Genomic DNA, 17,723 nt, shown 5'->3' with positions numbered 1-17,723 from the left:
GCTGAAGCTCATTCAGATCATGAGATTTCGACTCATGCATGGAGCCTGTCTATGAACACTCAAAAAGGTTTTACCCTGATCGAACTGCTGATCGTGGTGGCGATCATCGGGATTCTGGCGACGTTTGCGTTGCCGGCTTATTCGAAATATCAAGCACGTGCCAAAGTGACGGCCGGCCTGGCAGAGATCACGGCGTTGAAAGTGCCGTTCGAAGACCTTATGAATTCCGGCACTAATCCGGATTTGACGAAGGTCGGAGGAACAGCCACTACCTCTAACTGCACCACTACGGCTTCTGGCGTAGCGACTGATGGTACCGGTTCTATCGCTTGCACGATTCTCAATGCGCCCGGCCCGGTCTTGAGCAAGACAATCACCCTGTCGCGCACGTTGACTGGCTGGACATGCGGCACCACGGTTGCGCCTGATTACGCGCCGAAGGGTTGTAACGCCACTGGGACGTAGTTTCTCGGCGGTTTAATGAGTGCCCGGTCTGCAAAGACCGGGCATTTTTTTTGTCCGTCGTAGGGGGAAACACGTGAAAGACAGAAATTCTCGACAATTCATGGCCTTACGCCTGCGGCAAAACCCGCAACTTGCATGCAGAGAATCTCGAAGTCATGCAATTTGCATGATTCCGAAAAACAGTAAATTTCATAAGTAATTGTTTTCTAACGATTTATTGTCTGTTTTAAAGTTGGCACAGCGTTCGCAATATACCCAGTAACCCTGCTGACAAGACACGCAGCAGACTTTCTAGAAAAACAGGAGTTACTCGTATGAAGAAGTTCGCTATCGCTGCCGCTACTGCTACCGCGCTGACCCTGACCATGGCCAACGCTGCATTCGCACAGACCCAAGCGACTCAGGCACCAATGGTCCTGGCCGCCGGTGAAGTGACCCAAGCCAAAGAAGCTACCTCCGACACCTGGATCACCACCAAAGTCAAAGCAGACCTGGTAACCGAAAAAGGCATTCCTGGTACTGACATCAAGGTTGAGACCAACAAAGGTGTTGTTTCCCTGTCGTCCACTGTTGCAGTGACTGACGCTCAGAAAACCACCGCCGTGGCTATCGCCAAGAAAATCAAAGGCGTCCAGGCGGTCTCCGCTGACGGCCTGAAAGCCGAGTAACGCAAGACTTCTCGCCTGGACTGGGAGAAGGCGCGGCAGGCGGGCCGAGCAATACGCCAGCCGCATCTGGAGAGTTCATGCGAAAGGCCACAAGGATGTGGCCATTACAGGCCTCCGACATTCGTGTCGGGGGCCTGTTCTATTGTGGGCGTCGCAATAACCAATGTGGGAGTGAGCCTGCTCGCGATAGCGGTGTGTCAGCCAACATCAATGCTGAAGGACGAACCGCTATGGCGAGCAGGCTCACTCCTACATTTGTATGTGCCCACTTTGGATAGTGGGTTCAGTTACCGCGCTTGCTGGTGATCTGTTTCAGCCGATTACCTTCAAACCGCAGGTATTGATACATCCCGCCATTGGGCCCGTAGGTCCATTCCTCGACCTGAAACTCTTCCCGCCTGTTGGCGCTGCGCTTGTAGCCCAGCAGATCGCGGCTGACCGGGTCACCGCACTTCTGCAGCACTTCGCTGGACCGGTCGCCAACACTGACCAATTGACTGCCGCAACGCAGGGTATCGGCCGCCGAGGCCTGACTGGCGACCAGTGCGAGGGTCAGGCTCATTAGCAATCGTCTGATCATCACTCGGCATCCAGGTGCATCGGCGTCACCACCCGACCGTCACTTTGCGCCTCGCCCAGTTGGGCGTCGATGAAGTAGACACGGTCATCGGCCATTTGCGCCTTGTCCACCAGGTAATCCTTGATGCTGCTGGCGCGTTCCTGACCCAACTGGCGCAACAGCACATCGCTGGAGCTCCAGAATTTGATCACGTCTGCACGCATTTTTGCGCTGCGTTCTTCCTTGCCCAGATCCTTCCATTCAGCCGGTGGCTGGTTCTTCAGACGCGTGCGGTAGATCCCTTCCAGTAGCGGACCTTTCTCGCCGTCCGGCACTTGCAGCAATGAAGCCTGGGCTGGAACCTTGTCACCGCGTCGCTGGAGCATTTTGTAGTAGTTGTACTGGTATTCGCGCTCAAGCCGTTGCTCGGCAATCAGTGGGCCATCGCTGTTGGCGGCCGCGGTACCCTCGATTTCCAGGCGCAGGGCCGGACGTTCCTTGAGTGCCTGGGACAGTTTGATCAGTGAAGCCTCGGCGTCCTTGCTCAGTTCGCTTGAACCCGGCGCAAACGAGACAGTGCCCAAATCTTCGGAACCCCCGCCACTGACCAGCCCGCCAATCATTTTGAACGGCGCTGCAGCCGCCTTGACGATCAGATTGCGCAGGGTCTGCCAGACAATCGGCATGACGCTGAACTGCGGATTGTTCAAGTCGCCGGTTACCGGCAGCTCGATGGAAATCTTGCCGTCGATGTCCTTGAGCAACGCGATCGCCAGTTTCAGCGGCAGGCTTACAGCGTCCGGACTGTCGACCTTCTCACCCAGTTGCAGTTGCTCGACGACCACTTTGTTTTCGGCCTTGAGCTGACCCTTGACGATTATGTAATGCAGGTCGAGATTGAGCCGGCCCTTGCGGATGCGGTAACCGGCGAACTTGCCGGAGTAGGGCGTCAGCGTGGTCAGTTCCACGCGTTTGAAACTGGTGGCGATGTCGAGGCTGGACATCGGGTCGAACGGATTGACCGAACCCTTGATGGTCACTGGCGCGTAGCGGTCGACCTTGCCTTTGATATCGACGCTGGCCGGTTTTGCCTGACGGCTGTCGATGGTGCCGATCTGCCCGTTGAGCTGTTGCACGGCCGTGGCGAAGTTCGGGGTCAGGCTGAAGTCGGCGAAGTTCGCCGAACCGTCATTGATAGCAATGCCGCCAATGTGGATGCCCAGCGGTTTGTCCTTGCTGGCAGGTTTGGCTGCGGCGGTCTTGGCAACTGCGGTGTCGGCCGGTTGCGGGATCAGCAGGTCATCGATGTTGGTGGTGCGGTCATCGTTGATCATGAAGCGCGCGTAAGGCTGGAACAAGTTGACCTTGTCGATCGACAGGCTGTCGCCGTGTTGATAGTTCAGGCCTTCGATCACCAACTGCTGCCACTTGAGGAAGTCGCGGGTCTTGAGGGTGTCGAGGGTGTGCAGTTGATCGACCTGCGCTTTACCGGTGACGCTGAACGCCAATGGCTCGGTGCTTTTCAGATCGACCGCCAGATCACTGCCGAGCATGCCGCTGCGCAGTTCCAGGCGAATGAACGGGTTGATGTAGGACTGGGCGACACGCAGGTCGATGTCCTTGGTCTGCACGTTCATTTTGGCGCTGACCGGTGCCAGATTGACCACGCCGTCGGCCATGAGCTTGCCTTGTTTGCCCACGCCGGTGTCGAGCTTGAGGTTGAAAGGCGAGCCGTTGAGGCTGTCGAAGTTCTGCAAGTCGAGGTTCAGCGGGCCAACGTCCAATGCTACGGCGGGTTGCGCTTTACGATCGGCCAGATGCACCTGGTAATCGCGCAGTTGTACGTCTTTGAGCAGGACTTGCCACGGTTTGCTCGGTGGCGCGGGTTCTGGTTTTGGTGAGTCGGCGGCCGCCGGCGTGCTGGTCGGCTCTGCATCAGCCTTCACGGCTGCCTTGGACGGTTGGCTGGCGAACAGTTTTTGCCAGTCCAGTTGCCCATCTGCTTCGAGGGCGGCCCAGGTTTCGAGTTTCTGGCTGCGGATCTTGCCGACCACCACTTGCTGCTTGGCCAGGTCCACGGTGGTTTCGCTGACGTCCAGACGCGCAAGCTTGGCCAGCGGCCGCCCGTCCGGCGCCTTGATGTTGAACGGGGCGATGCTGAGCGCCACGTTGCTCAGCAGCAGTTCGGTTTCTTTGGACAGGTTCAGTTTGTAGTCGGTGCTCAGGTTCAAGGTGCCGTTTTCCAGGTCCAGCGGCAACGAGTCGCGCACGTACGGCCACCAGACTTTCATGTTGGCATCGGTGACTTTCAACTTACCTTCGGAGGCAATCGGGATCAGGCTGAAATTGCCGGTCCAGTCGATCTGCCCGCCTGCCGGGCCGACGGCTACCAAGGTCATGTCGGCGTTATCTTCCGGCAGCGTGCTGAGGTTCTTCAGCTCGAAGTCGAGTTTGTCGTAGAGGAATTCGATAGGCTCGCTGGGCCGTGCGTCCTGAAAGTGCACATAGCCGTCAGCCAGTTTGATCCGCTCGATGCGCAACGGAAACGGCTTGGCGTCCGGGTCAGCCGGGGTTGGTTCACTGGCGGGGATCTTGAACAGGCCCAGCAGATTGAGCTTGCCGTCCTTGCCGAAGAGGATTTCGGTCTTGGGTTTGTCGATTTCGATATCGGACAGGTGCAGCGCCTTGGTCCACAGGCTGTCGATCTGCAAGTTGGCATACAGGCGTTCAAAACCGACCTGTTCCTTGCCCGGCTCGCCGATGATCAGGCCCCAGAGGGTCACTTCCAGGCTGAAAGGGTTGAGTTCGATCCGGGAAATCGTGGCGGGCATCGTGGCGTAATTGGCCAATTGCTGATTGGCGACCCGCAACGCGATGCCCGGTAAAATCAGAAACCCCAGCAGGCTATAAAGGGCCAGAGCAGTCAACAATGCGCCAATAGCGCGAATCAATCCTTTGGGCATGTGCGGCTTCATCTGTCTGAATCGGAGTGCGTTGGAGTATGGCACGCGTTTCCGGTTCCGAAGTGATCGCACTCTTCTGGTTTTTCAGAAATTAGCGTAGGAAATTTCCTGCGTGATCAGAGTTGCAGAATCAACGTTTTCAGCGGCGGCTGTTGATCCATCGACGGGAAATCGCCGCCCGGCTTCATGACGGTCCACTCACGCACCGGACGCCCGGCCTTCTCCGCGCAACGTAAAACCTGTTCGCGCCAATCGTCCATGCTGACCTTTGCCAGGTTGTTGCAGCAGATCAGCACGCCGTTGTCGGCGGTGGTCAGCAGCGCCGGTTTGAGCAGGCTCTGGTAGTCGCGCAGCAGGTCGACCGTGCCGAACGCGCTCTTGGCCCAGGCGGGTGGATCGAGCAGCACCAGATCGTACTGACGCTGTTCAAGACGCGTGTAACTTGGCAGTTTCTGCCCGCGCCGTTGACTGATCGGCAGGCCCGCCAGTTGACGGATGGCCGGGAAGTAATCGGACTGGATGAACTCCATCGCAGGCAATTGCGGATTGAGCAGACCGTTCTGGCGACCGACCGCCAGATTGCCCTCGGCGAAATCCAGGTTGCAGACCTCGCGAGCGCCACCGGCCGCAGCGCTCAGACCGACACCGCAGGTGTAGGCGAACAGGTTGAGCACGCTTTTGTTTTTGCTGTGCTCCTTGACCCAGCCGCGCGTATTGCGCAGGTCGAGGAACAGCAGCGGGTCCTGGCCGGGATGACGGCCGCTAACCCGGTAGTTCAGGCCCCATTCGTGGCCGATCAGGTCCTGCAGGGCCGCCTCGTCGGCGCGGTAGACGGTGTCTTCGCGGTCAATCCGCGAGTTGCCACGGGAGCGGTCGTTGTAGACCAGCAGCGTCTCGAGGCCCAGGTGTTGATTGATGGTCTCGTGCAGTTGCAGCAGCGCGTCACGCTCCAGCGCCTGGTGGAAACTTTGCACCAGCAATTGCGGGCCGTAGCGGTCGATGGTCAGGCCACCGGCGCCTTCCTGGCTGCCGTGGAACAGACGATAGCAATCGGTGCCTTGCTGATGCAGCTCGGCGAGCAGGTCCTGGCGATGTTCGAGGGCGGCGCGCAGCGCCTGATTCAAGGAAGACATGCTGGCGCCTTGCAGGAGGGAATTTGGCGCGGGAGTTTAACAGCTTGGCAGGGGAGCGAGGTGCTCTGTGGCGAGGGAGCTTGCTCCCGCTGGGCTGCGCAGCGGCCCCAAAATCTCAGCCCTTATCGGGGATTTTCGCGAGCGCTTCGCACTCGAGCGGGAGCAAGCTTCCTCGCCACAGGCATATCGATGCAGGGGCGGCGGGTCAGCTCAGTAGCCCCATCCGCCGCTTGGCCCGCTGCACCGAGCCATTACGCATCGCCCAGCGCAACATCGGCGCACTGCGCCTGACGCTGGCGCGGATCAGTTGGCGTTGCAACGGGTTCTGATTGACGCCGAGCATGTCACTGGCCCAGTCCGGCAGCAGATCGATCCCGGCCTGCATCATCAAGCCGCCAAACGGTTTGGCCAGACGGCTGGGGGCGGGCGCGTTCAACAGCAGTCGCAACACCTCGCGACTGCGCTGGTCGCACAGCAGTTGCGGGCGGATTCGTTCAAGGTAATCAGCGATTTCCTTGCGGCTGCGCGGCACATCGCGGGCGCCCAAGCGTTCGGCAACCAGTGCGATTTCGCCGTAGTAACGGTCCTGATCTACCCATGAAAGGTGCGGATTGCGATAACGCAGATGCGCGGCGAGGAAGTTGCTGACCTCGGCCACGTGCACCCACGTCAGCAAGTCGGGATCGCTGGCGGCGTAAGGCCGGCCGTCTGGCGCAATGCCGACCACTTGCAGGTGAATGGTGCGGACCTTCTCGATCAGCCAGTCGGCGTCTTTGCGCGAACCGAACGTCGTTCCGGAGATGAACTGACTGGTACGGCGCAATCGGCCGATCATGTCTTCGCGAAAATTCGAGTGATCCCAGACCCCGGCCAGGGCCAGTGGATGCAGGGCTTGCAGCATCAGCGCACTGATGCCACCGATCAGCATGCTGCTGAAATCGCCATGGACTTGCCAACTCATCGAATCGGGACCGAACAGGCCAGGATCGCCTTTGGGATTTTCCAGGTCGAGCTTGCCCAAGGACAGACCGGTCAGGCTCATGAGCTGGGTTTCGATGCGGGTACGGATGAATTCCATGGCGACTCAGTGGCGAAAAAGGAGACGCGGCCATTAACGGCCGCGCAGGTTTTTGAAACAAGGAAATTATTGGTTCAGGCGTTTGTCGACCAACTCCTGAACCACACTCGGGTCGGCGAGGGTCGAGGTGTCACCGAGGCTGTCGAGTTCGTTGCAGGCGATCTTGCGCAGAATGCGCCGCATGATTTTGCCTGAACGGGTTTTCGGCAAGGCCGGGGCCCACTGGATCAAGTCCGGTTTGGCGAAGCTGCCGATTTCCTTGCTGACGTGGGCCAACAGTTCTTTCTTCAGTTCGTCATTGGGCTCGGTGCCGTTCATGGGCGTGATGAAGGCATAGATGCCTTGGCCCTTGATGTCGTGGGGATAACCGACCACGGCGGCTTCGGCGATGCTGTCGTGCAACACCAGCGCGCTTTCTACTTCCGCGGTGCCGATGCGGTGCCCGGAGACGTTGATCACGTCGTCGATGCGCCCGGTGATCCAGTAATCGCCATCCTCATCGCGCCGCGCGCCGTCACCGGTGAAGTAGTAACCGGGGTAAGGCTTGAAGTAGGTGTCGACCATTCGTTGCGGATCGCCATAGACGCTGCGGATCTGCGCCGGCCAGCTGGATTTGATCGCCAGCACGCCGCTGCCGGCGCCTTTGATTTCCTTGCCCGTTTCATCCAGCAACACCGGTTGCACGCCGAACATCGGTTGTGTGGCGCAGCCGGGTTTGATCCGTTGCGCGCTGACCAGCGGGCTGAGCATGATGCCGCCGGTTTCGGTCTGCCACCAGGTGTCGACGATCGGGCAACGCTGTTCGCCGACGACGTTAAAGTACCAATCCCACGCTTCCGGGTTGATCGGCTCGCCGACGCTGCCGAGTAATCTGAGGCTCTGGCGAGAAGTTTCCTTCAACGGCTCGGGGCCTTCACGCATCAGCGAGCGCAGCGCAGTCGGGGCGGTGTAGAAAATGTTGACGTGGTGTTTGTCGATCACCTGCCAGAAGCGCGAACTGCTCGGGTAACTCGGCACGCCTTCGAAGATCAGCGTGGTCGCGCCGTTGGCCAGCGGGCCATAGACGATGTAACTGTGGCCGGTGACCCAGCCGACGTCGGCGGTGCACCAGAAGACTTCGCCTTCGCGGTAGTCGAGCACGTACTTGAAGGTCATCGCCGCTTGCAGCAGATAGCCGCCGGTGGTGTGCAGCACGCCTTTGGGTTTGCCGGTGCTGCCGGAGGTGTAGAGGATGAACAGCGAGTCCTCGGCGTCCATCGGCTCCGGCGGGCAGTCGTCGCTGACGTCGCGCAGCGCCTGGTGATACCAGAGGTCACGACCTTCAACCCAGTTCACTTCGCCTTGGGTGCGTTCGACGACGATGACGGTGCTGACGTTCGGGCAACTTTGCAGTGCCTGGTCGACATTCTGCTTGAGCGGTACGAATTTTCCGCCGCGCACACCTTCGTCGGCGGTGATCACCGTGCGGCAGTCGGCGTCGAGAATCCGGTCGCGCACAGAGTCTGGAGAGAAGCCACCGAACACCACCGAATGCACCGCGCCGATCCGCGTGCAGGCGAGCATGGCGTAGGCCGCTTCCGGAATCATCGGCATGTAGATGCACACGCGGTCACCCTTTTTCACGCCACGGCTTTTGAGCACGTTGGCCAGGCGACAGACGTTGTGATGGAGTTTTTTGTAGGTGATCTGCACGGATTCGGCGGGATCGTCGCCTTCCCAGAGGATTGCGATCTGATCGCCGCGTGTTTCCAGATGACGGTCGATGCAGTTGTAACTGACGTTCAGTTTGCCACCGGCAAACCAGCTGGCCTCACCGGTTTTCAGGTTATAGCGCTGGACGGTGTCCCACGGCGTGCTCCAGTCGAGAAAGCGGGTGGCCTGCTCGGCCCAGAACTCACTGGGGTGCTCGATGGATTGGCGGTAGAGGCGGTGGTAGTCGTCTTGACTTAGGTTTGCAGCCCGGCGGACGGCATCGGCTTTGGGGAACGTGCTGATATCGAACATGACGGTTCCTTATTCTTGTTTTGCGACAAGATCTAAAGATGCGCCGAGTGAACAACGGGTTCAAGTCATACACAAAACAACTGTGGGAGTGAGCCTGCTCGCGATAGCGGTGGATCAGTCAACATCGATGTTGAATGACAAACCGCTATCGCGAGCAGGCTCGCTCCTACAGGGATGGGTGTTGCCCACAGCATTTGTGTTTGGCACAAACCCTGTGGGCGGGCGTCAGATCAGCCGCGGTGGCGACCGCGGAAGTAGTTGATCAGGCCTTGGGTGGAAGCATCGTCAGCCGGGGTTTCTTCGCTGCCGACCAAGCGGTTGTAGACGCCTTTGCCCAGCTCTTTACCCAGCTCCACGCCCCACTGATCGAAGGCATTGATGCCCCAGACCACGCTTTGCACGAAGACTTTGTGTTCGTACATCGCCACCAGCGCACCGAGCCGACGCGGGCTGATGCGCTCGACCACCAGGGTGTTGCTCGGACGGTTGCCCGGGATCACCTTGTGCGGCGCGATTTTATGCACGTCTTCTTCGCTCATGCCTTTGTCACGCAGCTCGGTTTCGGCTTCGGCAAGGGTCTTGCCGAGCATCAGTGCCTGGCTTTGCGACAAGCAGTTGGCGTACAGCCACTGGTGGTGGTCGGACACCGGGTTGAAGCTGACGATCGGCACGATGAAGTCAGCCGGAATCAGTTGGGTGCCCTGGTGCAGCAACTGGTGATACGCGTGCTGACCGTTGCAACCCACGCCGCCCCAGATCACCGGGCCGGTATCGGTGGACACTGGCGTGCCGTCCTGGCGCACGCTCTTGCCGTTGGATTCCATGTCCAGTTGTTGCAAATGCTTGGTGATGTTACGCAGGTAGTGGTCGTAAGGCAGGATTGCGTGGCTTTGCGCACCCCAGAAGTTGCCGTACCAGACGCCGAGCAATGCCAGCAGCACCGGCATGTTCTGGTCGAAAGGCGCGCTCTGGAAATGCTGGTCCATGGTGTAGGCGCCGGACAGCAGTTCCTTGAAGTTCGACATGCCGATGGCCAGCGCAATTGGCAAGCCGATGGCCGACCACAGCGAGTAACGGCCGCCGACCCAGTCCCACATCGGGAAGATGTTTTCTTCGCGGATACCGAACGCCACGGCCGCTGCATTGTTGCTGGAAACGGCGATGAAGTGACGATACAACTCGGCTTCCGAACCGCCCTGAGCCAGATACCAGGCGCGAGCGGCCTGGGCATTTTTCAGGGTTTCGAGGGTGTTGAAAGATTTCGACGAAACGATGAACAGCGTGGTTTCCGCGCGCAGCTTCATGGTCAGTTCGTGGAACTCGCTGCCATCGATGTTTGCCAGGTAATGGCAACGCACGCCTTTCTGGGCGTAGGACAGCAGCGCTTCAGACACCAGCTCAGGGCCGAGGAACGAGCCACCGATGCCGATGTTCACCACGTCAGTGATCGGCTTCTCGGTGTAACCACGCCACAAACCGTCGTGGATGCGGCCGACGAGGTCGGTGATCTGGTTCAGCACTTTGTGCACTTCAGGCATCACGTTGACGCCGTTCACCGACAGCTTGTCGCCGACCGGGCGGCGCAGGGCGGTGTGCAGGGCTGGACGACCTTCCGACGAGTTGACGATTTCGCCGTCGAACAGCGACTTGATCGCGCCCTTGAGGTCGACTTCATTGGCCAGGCCCACCAGCAGATTGCGGGTCTCGGCGTTGATCAGGTTCTTCGAGTAATCGAGAAACAGGCCGCAGCTGCTGAGGGTGAATTGAGTAAAACGCTGCGGATCGGCATTGAAGGCCTCGCGCATGCTGAAATCCTGCATGGCTTGGCGGTGGTCATTCAACGCTTGCCAGGCGGGCAGAGCGGTCACGTCATGAGGAGTGCGGTAGTACGCCATCGCTGCGGGTTTCCTTTTTACTTGAACGGCTTTTTGAACACAAAAAATCCCGGAGCGCTGTGGGTGGGCGTCCGGTCAACTGCGTCGACACGATTTCAATGACACAGGGCGAATACAGTAAACCTCGCGCTGCGATCTGTCTTGACTTTGTCTAACACGTTCCCGGTACTTTTTTATACACAAAGCAGAGAACGGTTCGACAAACGGGAGTGGCGTCGGTTCGATCAGGCGACCTGAACCGGAATGGCATTGCTGGTGTGGCTCAGCTCATTGCCTGGCGCCATGTAGAGCATGCGCGGCTTGAAATTGAGCAGTTCGGCTTCGCTGTAATGCGCGTAAGCGCAGATGATCACCCGGTCACCGACCTTGGCCTTGTGCGCGGCAGCACCGTTGACCGAGATCATGCGCGAGCCTTCCTCGCCACGAATCGCGTAGGTGGTGAAGCGTTCGCCGTTGTCGACGTTATAAATCTGGATCTGTTCGTATTCACGGATACCGGACAAGTCCAGCCATTCGCCATCGATGGCGCAAGAACCTTCGTAATCGAGTACTGCGTGAGTGACTTCGGCGCGATGTAGCTTGGCTTTGAGCATGATGGCGTGCATGAGTGTTTTCCCAGGTCGGAATCGAACGGCGGGCAGTTTGCCCGAAGGCATAAAGGGCAGCAATACAAGGCGCGAGGGAGCAGCCCTATGTAGGAGCCGGCTTGCTGGCGATGGCCTCACCGCGGTGCATTTGCCGGACCGAGGTGATGCTATCGCCAGCAAGCCGGCTCCTACAGGGGATTTGTGTTTAGGCGGGGGCGTCGAGGTTCAGGTGCAGGTTGTCGATCAACCGTGTGGTGCCCAGGAACGCCGCAACCAGAATCACCAGGTCCCGATCTTCCGGGGTCGCCGGGCGCAAGGTTTGCGCGTGACGAATTTCCAGGTAATCGGTGCGCAAACCCGCCGCTTCGAGCTGCTTGATCTGTGCATCGATCAACGCCGGGAAATCCCGCTCGCCCTGTTTGATCGCCTCGGCAATCTGGCTCAGGCCGCGATACACCACCGGCGCAACGGCCCGCTGCTCTTCGCTGAGGAAACCATTGCGCGACGACAACGCCAGGCCATCGGCCGCCCGCACGGTCGGCTCGCCAATGATCTGCACCGGCATGTTCAGGTCATGGACCAGGGATTTGATCACCGCCAGTTGCTGGTAGTCTTTCTGGCCGAAAATCGCCAGGTCCGGCTGGACCATGTTGAACAGCTTGCTGACGACCGTCGCGACGCCTTCGAAATGCCCGGGACGGCTGGCGCCACACAGGCCTTCGGAGAGTTGCGGGACGCTGACGCGGGTCTGGCCGGCCATGCCGTCGGGGTACATTTCTTCGACGGTTGGCGCAAACAGCAAGTGGCAACCGGCCTGGAGCAGTTTCTCCTGGTCGGCGGCCAGGGTCCGCGGGTACTTGTCGAGGTCTTCGCCGGCGCCGAATTGCAGCGGGTTGACGAAAATGCTCGCGACCACGAAATCCACCCGCTGGGTCGCTTTGGTAATCAGCGCGACATGACCGCTGTGCAGGTTGCCCATGGTCGGCACGAAGCCGATGCGCTTGCCTTCGTTGCGGGCGCGAGCCACGGCGGCTCGCAGTTCGCGTACTGTTTTTACGGTGTTCATGCAGAGAATCCGTGTTCGATCCCGGGGAAAGTAGCGGCTTTGACTTCAGTGACGTAGGCGCTCAGTGCAGCGTGAATGCTGGTCTGGCCGCTCATGAAGTTCTTTACGAATTTAGGTACGCGGCCGGTAATGGACAGGCCGAGCATGTCGTGCAGGACCAGGACCTGGCCATCGGTGTCACTGCCGGCGCCGATGCCGATCACCGGAATGCCCACTGCCTGGGTAATTTCCTGGGCCAGTTCGCTCGGTACGCACTCGAGCAACAGCATGGCTGCGCCGGCCTGTTCCAGCGCGATGGCGTCGGCGCGCATCTGCCGCGCCTGGTTCTCGCTGCGGCCCTGGACTTTGTAACCGCCCAGCATGTTCACCGATTGCGGTGTCAGGCCCATGTGCGCGCACACCGGGATGCCCCGTTCGGCCAGCAGGCGGATCGAGTCGGCGAGCCACAATGCCCCTTCAACCTTGACCATGTGCGCACCGGCCTGCATCAACAGGGCGCTGTTGGCCATGGCTTGTTCGGTGGTGGCGTAGGCCATGAACGGCAGGTCGGCGAGGATCAGCGCATCGGCGTTGCCGCGTTTGACGGCTGTCACGTGATAGGCCATTTCCGCGGTGGTCACCGGCAGGGTGCTGTCGTGACCTTGCAGAACCATGCCGAGGGAGTCGCCCACCAGCAGCACTTCGACGCCAGCCTGATTGCAGGCGTGGGCGAAGGTCGCGTCATAGCAGGTCAGCATGGTGATTTTTTCACCTTTTTGCTTGAGACCTTGCAGAGTGGTCAGGGTGATGGCTGGCATGAAAAGTTCCTCATTCAGGCGCTTGGAAACTACTGCGAGTAACGCGCGTGATTCTTCGTTAAATACAGGCGCACGCTCTGATGTCGTGCTTTTAAGGCCTGGATTGCGCCCTTCAACGCCGTGTTGGCGGCAGCGGGACGCCTATAGTCGTGAGGAGAACTCGGGAAGTCAATTGCATGTGTTACCGCATTGTTACGCGGGGGGTGTTACCGGGGTAACTGATGCGATTCAGCAGCTGCAATCTGGTGTTCAACACAAAACCAATGTGGGAGCGGGCTTGCTCGCGAATGCGGTGTGACAGTAACCATTGATGCTGAATGACACACCGCATTCGCGAGCAAGCCCGCTCCCACAGGGGTTTTTTGTCAATTTGGGGATAGGCGTTCCAGGCCGACGAACGGGCAGGCGGCGAGTAATGCCTTCAGACTGCGGCCATCGGCCAGATGCAGATCCGCAGGCGTCAGTTCGGCCAGCGGATACAGAACGAAGGCCCGTTCCTGCATATGGTAGTGCGGCACCTTGAGGCGTGGTTCGTCGATCAGGCGATCGCCAAACAGCACGATGTCGAGGTCCAGCGTGCGTGGGCCCCAGCGCTCAAGACGTTCGCGGCCCTGTTCGTTCTCGATGGCTTGCAATGCATCGAGCAGGTCCAGCGGCGGGAGTGTGCTGTCGAGGGCGGCGACCGCGTTGGTGTAGCGCGGTTGACCGGGCAGGAGCGAGTCGCTTTGATAAAACCCGGACACCCCGACCAGTTCGGTCTGCGGCAACTGCGCCAGCGCCTCGACGGCGCTGCGCAATTGTTCGGCTGGATCAGCCAGATTGCTACCCATGCCGATGTAGATGCGTTCCATGGATTACTCGCCCGTGGCACTCGGTGCGCCAGCCGCACGTTTGCGCTTGGCGCCACCGCTGCGGCGACGTTTGCGTGGAGCGCCGGTGCCTTCATCCTTGCTGCTGAGGTCGCGGATCATGTCCCGACGCTCACTGTCATTGGCGTCCTGATAGTCAGTCCACCATTCACCCAGGCCATCAGTCTGTTCGCCAGCGCTTTCGCGCAGCAGCAGGAAGTCGTAACCGGCGCGGAACCGCGGATTGTCCAGCAGCAGGTCGGCACGCTTGCCGCTGCGGCGAGGAAGTCGCTCCTGCATGTCCCAGATCTCGCGGATCGGCATGGTGAAGCGTTTCGGAATCGCGATCCGCTGGCACTGCTCGGCAATCAGCTCGTGAGCGGCTTCCTGCATCGCCGGAATCGGTGGCATGCCGCGTTCTTGCAGACGCAGTACGCGAGCCGGCAGGGCAGGCCACAGCAGTGCGGCAAACAGGAACGCTGGGGTCACCGGTTTATTCTGCTTGATCCGCAGGTCGGTGTTGATCAGCGCTTCACTGATCAGCGTGTGGGTGTACGTCGGGTTGTATTCCAGCGCCTCGGCACTCGCCGGGAACAGCGGATCGAACAGCTGCAGGTCGACCAGCATCTCGAAGGTGTCCGCGGCATGGCCGGAGAGGAACAGCTTGAGCACTTCTTCGAACAATCGGGCCGACGGGATCTCGCGCAGCATCGGCGCCAGGTCTCGGATCGGCGCGGCGCTGTGTTTTTCGATACCGAAATTCAGCTTGGCGGCAAAGCGCACGGCCCGCAGCATCCGTACCGGGTCTTCCTGGTAACGCTGCTTCGGGTCGCCGATCAGGCGGATCAGGTGATTGCGGATGTCGTGTACGCCGTTGGCGTAGTCGAGAATGCGCTCGCTGACCGGATCGTAATACAGGGCGTTGATGGTGAAGTCGCGGCGTTGCGCGTCTTCTTCCAGCGTGCCATAGACGTTATCGCGCAGGATGCGCCCGCTCTCGTTGCGGGAAGACTGGTTGCTGTCTTCTTCCTCATCGTTTTGCGGGTGATTGGCGCGGAAGGTCGCGACTTCGATGATTTCGCGGCCAAAGTGGATATGCACCAGTTTGAACCGGCGACCGATGATCCGCGCGTTACGGAATTCGGCTCGAACCTGTTCTGGCGTGGCACTGGTGGCAACGTCGAAATCCTTGGGCGTGATGCCCAGGAGCATGTCACGCACACAGCCGCCAACCAGGTAAGCCTGGTAACCGGCGTTCTGCAGGCGCTCGACGATGTTCACCGCATAACGGCTGAATTGGGCCTTTTGCAGCGAATGTTGGCCGCTGTTGAGCACTTCAGGCGTACTGCGAATGTGTTGCGTATGACGCTTGGGCGAACGGAATGACTGGAACAACTTCTTCAGCATGGGATGCACTGTTTGAAGGAATGTTCGGCCATAACGAAGAATGACCGCATGATGGGCGGGGATTCTAGCATTTAGTCGGGGGATGGTGTAGGAAGCGTGCGCACTGTGGCGAGGGGGGCTTCTCGGAACGCCGCATCGCCCCGTTGGGTTGCGAAGCAGCCCAAGCTCCTGAGCGTTTGTGAAGTCTTGCCAGCGCTACGCACTGGAACGGGGGTAAACCCCCTCGCCACAGAAACTACAAGGGGAGCCGAAGCTCCCCAAGAAAGTAGTTGCATGCTCTATTTTTATTTTTGATTCGGGCTTTTTGTTTTTATTAAGTGCCCTCGCCATGAAGTGTTTCCTTCATGACCCTCCCAATCGGGAGCCAAGAGCAAACGGATTGCTTTGGTCGCTGTGTTGCAGTGATCCTTCGATCCAACCAGTTCAGGCACTGTCTTAGGACAGTTTTTTATTATTCTCGGCCTGGTCGTGGGGCAAGCCCCAAATACAACGCCTCTCCAAAAGAATCAGTTAGCTGCGCCTCTCGCCGTCTTGTTTTTATTGTGCGTGAGTCGATTCGTCTTATTTTTATTGTCTTGTGCATTGCTTGTTATTGTTCTTGTACTAAACATATAGCAGGGTGCGTGCCAACTTTTGTGAGGTCCAGCAAAACTAGGGGGTAGGCGGGCTGGCAGGGTTTTTCGAGGTCGAAAAAAACCGGGGCTTCGTTACCGTAAGCCCCGGCTTCTGTTACGTGAAAAGACTGAGGTAACAGTTTTTTCACAAAGTCACGTGTTACCCGCACACCAGGCAGGCGGGGTTCAGCTCTCGCTGGCCACCCCGGTCTTGCGCCGCGGAATACCCAGGCGCTGACGACGTTCCCACAGGCATTTGCGACTAACCCCGAGTTTGCGGGCCAGTTCGGTTTCCGTCATGTGGTCCTGATGCTCAAGCACGAAGTGCTGGAAGTAGTCTTCCAGCGACAGGTCTTCGGTCGGCTCATGATTGCTGTTGCTGGCACCGTTGCCCTGTTGCGGAGGCAGACCGATGAAGTCGTCGTCTTCCAGGTCGCTCAGTTCGATGTCGATCCCCAGTAGCTCGGCGGAAATCTCCGGGCTCTCGCACAGGATGACAGCGCGCTCTACTGCGTTTTCCAGTTCGCGAACGTTACCCGGCCAAGAGTAATGACGGATTGCCTGTTCGGCATCCGCGGCGAACTTCAGGTCGGTGCGGTTGACTCGCGCGCTTTGTCGCGCAAGGAAGGCATTGGCGATCTCGTTGACGTCGGCACCGCGCTCGCGCAGGGCCGGCAGTTTCAGGGCGATCACGTGGAGGCGGTAATACAAGTCTTCACGGAACTGGCCGATCTTCGCCAGGCTCTTGAGGTCCCGGTGAGTCGCGGCGATCAGGCGCACATCGACTTTCTGCGACTGGACCGAGCCGACCCGGCGAATTTCTCCTTCCTGCAACACACGCAGCAAGCGGGCCTGGGCTTCCAGCGGCAGTTCGCCAATTTCGTCGAGGAACAACGTGCCGCCGTCCGCTGCTTCCACCAGACCGGCACGCCCGGCGCTGGCGCCAGTGAACGCACCTTTTTCATGTCCGAACAGTTCGGACTCGATCAGGCTTTCCGGAATGGCTGCGCAGTTCACCGAAATCATCGGCGCCTTGGCGCGTTTGGACAGGTTGTGCAGGGCGCGGGCCACCAGTTCTTTACCGGTACCGGATTCGCCCTGGATCAGGACATTGGAATCGGTCGGCGCGACTTTGCGGATCTTGCTGTACAGGTCCTGCATCGGCGGGCACGAACCAATGATGCCGATTTCGCCGTTGCTGTTATCGACACCCGGTTTTGCCGCGCCATTGGCCGCTTTGCCGGTGGCAGGTTCGCCGCCGGCCGGCAGCGATTGGCGGTCACGCAGGATACGGGCGACGGCCTGGAGCATTTCGTCGTGATCGAAAGGCTTGGCGATGTAATCCACCGCGCCCATCTTCATCGAGTCGACGGCCGAACGCAGGCTGGCGTAGCTGGTCATGATCAGCACCGGAGTGCCCTGGCCGAGTTTGATCAACTCGGTGCCCGGAGCGCCCGGAAGACGCAAGTCGCTGACGATCAGGTCGAACGTGGGAATGGTGAAGCGTTCTTGTGCTTCCTGCACTGAACCGGCTTCGCTGACCTGGTACTGGTTACGTTCCAGCAGGCGGCGCAAGGCGGAGCGGATAATTGTTTCGTCTTCGACGATCAAAATGTGCGGCATTGATTCGATACTCTCG

General features: G+C 59.4%; 14 protein-coding genes. 2 read left to right on the top strand and 12 right to left on the bottom strand.

Annotated features, from left to right (window positions below; genetic code table 11):
• Positions 1-51 precede the first annotated feature (51 nt).
• Positions 52-465, top strand: coding sequence for a pilin (locus ACA068_RS25050; protein WP_497305520.1), 414 nt, complete (start codon positions 52-54; stop codon positions 463-465).
• A 314-nt stretch (positions 466-779) separates the two neighbouring features.
• Positions 780-1,133, top strand: coding sequence for a BON domain-containing protein (locus ACA068_RS25045; protein ID WP_497305518.1), 354 nt, complete (start codon positions 780-782; stop codon positions 1,131-1,133).
• Between the two features lie 283 nt (positions 1,134-1,416).
• Here the strand turns inward: ACA068_RS25045 and ACA068_RS25040 are convergent, their stop codons facing one another.
• The 12 genes from ACA068_RS25040 to ACA068_RS24985 form a co-directional block, all read right to left on the bottom strand.
• Positions 1,417-1,713: a DUF2845 domain-containing protein gene (locus tag ACA068_RS25040; protein ID WP_497305517.1), complete on the bottom strand. Its 297-nt coding sequence runs from the start codon at positions 1,711-1,713 to the stop codon at positions 1,417-1,419.
• A complete protein-coding gene (locus ACA068_RS25035) occupies positions 1,713-4,655 on the bottom strand; it encodes a DUF748 domain-containing protein (protein WP_497305515.1) in 2,943 nt (980 codons plus the stop codon). The genes ACA068_RS25040 and ACA068_RS25035 overlap by 1 nt, the downstream gene beginning before the upstream one ends.
• Positions 4,656-4,771: 116 nt before the next feature.
• On the bottom strand, positions 4,772-5,788 hold the full coding sequence (locus ACA068_RS25030; protein ID WP_497305513.1) for a class I SAM-dependent rRNA methyltransferase: 1,017 nt from the start codon (positions 5,786-5,788) through the stop codon (positions 4,772-4,774).
• Between the two features lie 205 nt (positions 5,789-5,993).
• Positions 5,994-6,866: an oxygenase MpaB family protein gene (locus tag ACA068_RS25025; protein WP_497305512.1), complete on the bottom strand. Its 873-nt coding sequence runs from the start codon at positions 6,864-6,866 to the stop codon at positions 5,994-5,996.
• A 66-nt stretch (positions 6,867-6,932) separates the two neighbouring features.
• Entirely contained in the window at positions 6,933-8,870 is a 1,938-nt protein-coding gene (gene acs / locus ACA068_RS25020; RefSeq protein WP_497305510.1) for an acetate--CoA ligase, read from the bottom strand.
• Positions 8,871-9,100: 230 nt separating this feature from the next.
• Positions 9,101-10,765, bottom strand: coding sequence for a glucose-6-phosphate isomerase (pgi, locus tag ACA068_RS25015; protein ID WP_497305508.1), 1,665 nt, complete (start codon positions 10,763-10,765; stop codon positions 9,101-9,103).
• 224 nt (positions 10,766-10,989) lie between these two features.
• The gene (gene panD, locus ACA068_RS25010; protein ID WP_003228271.1) at positions 10,990-11,370 is read right to left on the bottom strand and encodes an aspartate 1-decarboxylase; all 381 of its coding nucleotides are present in this window, start codon (positions 11,368-11,370) and stop codon (positions 10,990-10,992) included.
• Between the two features lie 187 nt (positions 11,371-11,557).
• On the bottom strand, positions 11,558-12,418 hold the full coding sequence (panC, locus tag ACA068_RS25005; RefSeq protein ID WP_497305507.1) for a pantoate--beta-alanine ligase: 861 nt from the start codon (positions 12,416-12,418) through the stop codon (positions 11,558-11,560).
• Positions 12,415-13,215, bottom strand: a complete 801-nt coding sequence (gene panB, locus ACA068_RS25000; protein WP_497305505.1) for a 3-methyl-2-oxobutanoate hydroxymethyltransferase — start codon at positions 13,213-13,215, stop codon at positions 12,415-12,417. The genes panC and panB overlap by 4 nt, the downstream gene beginning before the upstream one ends.
• Before the next feature lie 365 nt (positions 13,216-13,580).
• The gene (gene folK, locus ACA068_RS24995) at positions 13,581-14,066 is read right to left on the bottom strand and encodes a 2-amino-4-hydroxy-6-hydroxymethyldihydropteridine diphosphokinase (protein WP_497305503.1); all 486 of its coding nucleotides are present in this window, start codon (positions 14,064-14,066) and stop codon (positions 13,581-13,583) included.
• Between the two features lie 3 nt (positions 14,067-14,069).
• Positions 14,070-15,470: a polynucleotide adenylyltransferase PcnB gene (locus tag ACA068_RS24990; RefSeq protein WP_497305501.1), complete on the bottom strand. Its 1,401-nt coding sequence runs from the start codon at positions 15,468-15,470 to the stop codon at positions 14,070-14,072.
• A gap of 800 nt (positions 15,471-16,270) precedes the next feature.
• Positions 16,271-17,707, bottom strand: a complete 1,437-nt coding sequence (locus tag ACA068_RS24985) for a sigma-54-dependent transcriptional regulator (protein WP_497305499.1) — start codon at positions 17,705-17,707, stop codon at positions 16,271-16,273.
• Positions 17,708-17,723: the final 16 nt, after the last annotated feature.

This window comes from Pseudomonas sp. LBUM1660, from assembly GCF_059695935.1.
This window is presented reverse-complemented; position numbering and strand designations above follow the sequence as displayed.